The organism is Candidatus Ruminimicrobium bovinum, from assembly GCF_902760015.1.
Lineage (GTDB): Bacteria > Elusimicrobiota > Endomicrobiia > Endomicrobiales > Endomicrobiaceae > Ruminimicrobium > Ruminimicrobium bovinum.
This window is the reverse complement of the sequence record NZ_CACWEU010000224.1, coordinates 1-4,735: the sequence shown is the minus strand read 5'-3', so window position 1 is coordinate 4,735 and position 4,735 is coordinate 1. Positions and strand designations below refer to the sequence as shown.

Annotated in this window: 3 protein-coding genes; all 3 read right to left on the bottom strand. The window is 33.6% G+C overall.

Annotation, left to right across the window (positions count from 1 at the left end):
- Window positions 1–1,165, bottom strand: a 1,165-nt coding sequence (locus ACMUOV_RS07515) for an FtsW/RodA/SpoVE family cell cycle protein (protein WP_413854514.1), incomplete at its 3' end; no start/stop codon positions are given.
- Complete coding sequence (gene mrdA / locus ACMUOV_RS07510; protein ID WP_413854512.1) at window positions 1,162–3,069, bottom strand: penicillin-binding protein 2; 1,908 nt, start codon at window positions 3,067–3,069, stop codon at window positions 1,162–1,164. The genes ACMUOV_RS07515 and mrdA, both read right to left, overlap by 4 nt.
- 4 nt (window positions 3,070–3,073) lie before the next feature.
- On the bottom strand, window positions 3,074–4,597 hold the full coding sequence (locus ACMUOV_RS07505) for a YifB family Mg chelatase-like AAA ATPase (protein ID WP_413854511.1): 1,524 nt from the start codon (window positions 4,595–4,597) through the stop codon (window positions 3,074–3,076).
- Between the last annotated feature and the right edge of the window lie 138 nt (window positions 4,598–4,735).

Here is a 4,735-nt window from a genome sequence, read left to right as displayed (position 1 = left end):
CCACAAGTGAACCGTATCTGTCTCTTGAATTTTTTGCTATACGCATTGCACGCCAAACAAGCAGGAAATAAAACAGTATCGTAAGTTGGGAAATTAAATATCCGCCTTCTTCACCGATAACGGCAAAAATAAAATCCGTTCTTTGTTCCGGTAAAAAACCAAGCTGAGTTTGCGTTCCGTTAAAAAAACTTTTACCTAAAATTTTTCCGGAACCTATGGTAATTTTTGATTGTATTATATTATAACCGGAACCTCTTGAATCTATTTCCGGTTTTAAAAACACAATTAAACGTTTTCGTTGATATTCTTTTAAAGATTTTTCAACGATAACGGACGAAAAGCTGCCGGCTATAACAATTGCAAGAAATATTATCGGATAAATTACGGGTAAATTTATTCTTAATTTATTCAAAAACCATTTTATGCTAAAAACTATAATTACAAGAACAGCCAAAACAAGTAAAAATATTTTTATACTGTTTGATGCAGTAACTATAAAAGTTAATATTTTGCTTGAAGAAAGAACTTCCGGCTGTAATTTAATAAAAGTAATAAGTAACGGTATTCCCACCGCCAATGCACCGTATAACATTACACTTAATAAGTATCTTAATTTTACTCCGGCTACATAAAGCATGGCCAAAGTTATGGGGTAATAAGGAATTGTTGATGAAAAATCCGGCTGTAACATTATAAGAAAGATATGTCCTAACATTAGAAGCAATGCTTTTGTAAATGTTGAAAACTTTTCTATTTCTTTCCATTTGCCGTCAAGAAATGTAGCTAAAACCAAAACAAACATTATTTTTGTAAGCTCAACAGGTTGCATTGAAAAATGCCATAATCTAAACCAACCGGTTGTACCGTTTATTGTAGAACCGAAAAACAAAACTGCAATTAAAAGTAAACACGACAAAATATATATTACAACATTAAAATGTTTATAATGCTGATAATTAAAACTTGCAAATAATCCCGCAAGCGCTAATCCTAAAAACAAAGCAATTATTTGTGTTGTTATAAATTTTGTAGGATCGGAATAATTTGAACTTGCAGAATAAATTGAAACTATCCCTGTAAAAACTAAAAAGAATAACGAAATCCAAAATATCCAGTCTATATTCTTTTTGATTTTTGATATTATTAACAAAATAGAATCTATCATTGTTCAATTCCTATTGTATTTTCTTCAGTTTGTCCGTTTTCATTTTCAACTTCATTTTCTTTTTCAATTTCATTTTCAGTTTCATGTTTATGTTCGGTTTCAGTTTCTGCTTCCGGTTCTTTAACCGGTTCGGGTTCATCGGGTTCCAAATTAAAATATTTTCTTAATATTTCCCTTGCAACAGGTCCGGATACGGAACCGCCGAATCCGCCGTTTTCAACTATAACCGCTATTGCAACTTCAGGATTATCTGCCGGTGCATAAGCAACGGTCCAGGCATGGTCTTTGCCCTGATGGTTTTCGGCAGTCCCGGTTTTTGCGGCAACCTGAATTTGCTTGAATTTCATTTTTTTACCGGTTCCGTTATTTACAACCGAAACCAACGATTTATGAAGAATATTCCAAGTATCGGTGCTGACCGATATTTTTTCACGAGCATTCGGAACATGTTCGTAAACAATTTCGTTTGTATTCGGATTTATTATATTTTCAACAATATAAGGTTCATAAAAAACACCTTTATTGGCAACCGCACTCATCATTGTTGCCATTTGCAACGGTGTAACACCCAATGCACCTTGCCCTATTGCAAGTATTGTGGTATCTCCTTTAAGCCAACTCATTTTCATTTTTAATTTTTTCCATTCCGGAGTAGGTATAAAGCCCTTTTTTTCTGAAGGTAAGTCTATATTTGTTTTTTCTCCCAAATAAAACATTCTTGCATATTTTTCCAAAACAGTTACCCCGAGTGCCAAGCCCAATTTATAAAAATAAATATTACACGAATTTGCCATTGCACTGAAAAAATTAACTTTATAATGACCGCTTTTTAACCAACATGAATAAAACCTGTTACCGAGTTCAAAACTGCCCGAACAAAATTCCACGGTGGACGGATCAAATTTAAGGTAATCAAGTGCGGCAACGGCAGTAATTATTTTAAAAATTGAACCGGGAGGATATTGTGCCTGAATTGCTCTGTTAAACAACGGTAAATTTTTATTTTTTAAATATTTTATATATTTTTTTGTAAACACATCGTTTAAATCATAACCGGGACATGATACCAATGCCCGAACAGCACCAGTTTTAACATCAATAACTACGGCAGCTCCACGTGATGTGGGAGTATTTTGTAAAGCTTCGTAAGCCACTTTTTGTAAAGCCGTGTCTATTGTTAAATAAACAGTATCACCGATTTCGGGAGCATAATATTTGAATGTTTTATTATATTGCCCTCTGGCATTAACTTCCAACTGAAGCCCGCCGTCCGTACCTCTTAAATATTTATCATAAAATTGTTCAATTCCGGTTTTTCCTATATAATCGCCTCTTCTTAAACCGGAATCTTTCATATCGTCAAGTTCTTCACTTGTTATTTCACCGACATAACCCAAAATATGGCAATTTTCAACGGAATAAAAATACTTTCTTTTAGGCGCTTTTATAACATTAATTCCCGGAACAAACAATTTTTGTTCCTTAATTTCAAAAACCCTGTTTATATCCAACCCTTCGGCAATTTTTACTATTCTTTTTGTTTTTAAGGATTGTTCTATAAGCGGTGTTATATCTTTACCTAATATCTTATTTATTTTTTCCAATGCTTGTGCGGAAGGAATTTCCGTTTGTTCAAAAGGATAAAAAACGGCAACATAATTTATTTGATTACCTATTAAAAGTTCTCCCCTGCAATCATAAACCAAACCTCTTGTTGCCGCTTCCTTTGTGCTGTTTAAACGCTGATGTTCGGCTATATTTCTGTAATAATTTCCTTTTACCACCTGTAAATAAAATAATTTAAACGAAATTATTATAAAAAGAACTAAAAATAAAATAAAAATATTTTTATGTTTAAACTCAAATGTATTATATGCGGATGTATCATCATTAATCCATGACATTTTATTATCTGTCTAAACTTCTGTATTTAATAGCTTCGGCAATGTGTGCCGATTTTATTATTTGCGAACCGTCAAGGTCGGCAATTGTTCTTGCAACTTTCAAAATTCTGTCATAAGCTCTTGCGGAAAAGCCCAATTTTTCTATTGCCGTTTTAAGTAAAATTTTTGCCGAATCTTCGGTTAAGCAATATTTTTTTATTTCTTTCGGCCCCATTTGACAGTTACAATAAATTTTTAAATTTTTAAACCTTTCGTATTGTATTTGCCTTGCGGCTATAACTCTTTTTTTTATATTTTCCGATTTTTCACTTTCGGTGTTTTGATTTGTTATCTCGTCTATTTTTAAAGAAGGAACTTCAACCTGTATATCTATTCTGTCCATTAAAGGTCCCGAAATTTTTGAACGATATTTTTTTACCTGATAAGGATTACATGTACATTCTTTATCGGCACTACCGTAATTACCGCACTGACAAGGGTTCATTGAAGCAACCAACATAAATGAAGCAGGAAAAGTTAATGTATTTTTGGCTCTTGAAACCGTTACTATTTTATCTTCCAACGGTTGTCTTAACACTTCCAAAACATCTCTTTTAAATTCGGTCAATTCATCCAAAAACAAAACTCCGTTGTGAGCAAGACTTACTTCCCCGGGTTTGGGATAAGAACCTCCTCCTACCAAAGCTACCGAAGAAGTTGTATGATGAGGACTTCTGAAAGGTCTTTTTGTTATCAAACTTTGCCCTGCAGGCAGTATCCCGGCAACAGACCATATTTTTGTAGTTTCAACAGCTTCTTCAAAACTCATAGACGGTAAAATTGTAGGTATTCTTTTTGCCATCATTGTTTTACCCGAACCCGGAGGTCCTATCATAACAATATTATGTCCGCCGGCACAAGCAACCTCTATTGCCCTTTTTGCAAAGAACTGTCCTTTTATATCCGAAAAATCAATATTTTGTAAAACACTTTCTTCGTTTTGTAAAATATTATCGGAAACATAAGGCAAAACTTTTATTTCGTTTTGTAAAAATTTAACAACTTCATTAAGTGTTTTAAAAGGATATATCTCTATATTTTTTGCAACGGCAGCTTCATTTTTGTTTTTTTCCGGGATAATTACTTTTTGTATTCCGAACTTAGCCAAGCTTAAAACTATGGGAAGAAGCCCTTTAACGGGTCTTAATTTACCGTCTAAAGAAAGTTCCCCTATGGCACAAATATTTTGAATTTTATTTTTTTCAATATTTCCGCAAGCCGCCAAAATACCCAATGCTATCGGTAAATCAAACAAGCCCCCTTCTTTTTTTATATCTGCGGGGGCTAAATTAACCGTAATTTTTTTAACGGGAAAATCAAAACCTGAATTTTTTATTGCAGCTACAACTCTGTCTCTTGCTTCTTTGACCGCCGTATCCGGAAGCCCGACTATTGAAAACATCGGAAGTCCCGATGCAATATCAACTTCAACATCTATAAGATATGCATCTATGCCCTGCACCGCTGAGGAATGCAAAAAAGAAATCATCTTTTTATAATTATTTCAACTCTGTCGTTTTTAATTCTGCCTTCTCTTGTTGTATTACTTGCTACCTGTTTTTTTGAACCGTAGCCCCTTACTTTTATTTTTCCTGCTTCTATGCCGGCTTCCATTAATATCTTTTTT

Coding starts and splice junctions, on each gene's coding strand:
- mrdA (WP_413854512.1), bottom strand. CDS start 3,069: ATGTCATGGATTAATGATGATACATCCGCATATAATACATTTGAGTTT.
- ACMUOV_RS07505 (WP_413854511.1), bottom strand. CDS start 4,597: ATGATTTCTTTTTTGCATTCCTCAGCGGTGCAGGGCATAGATGCATAT.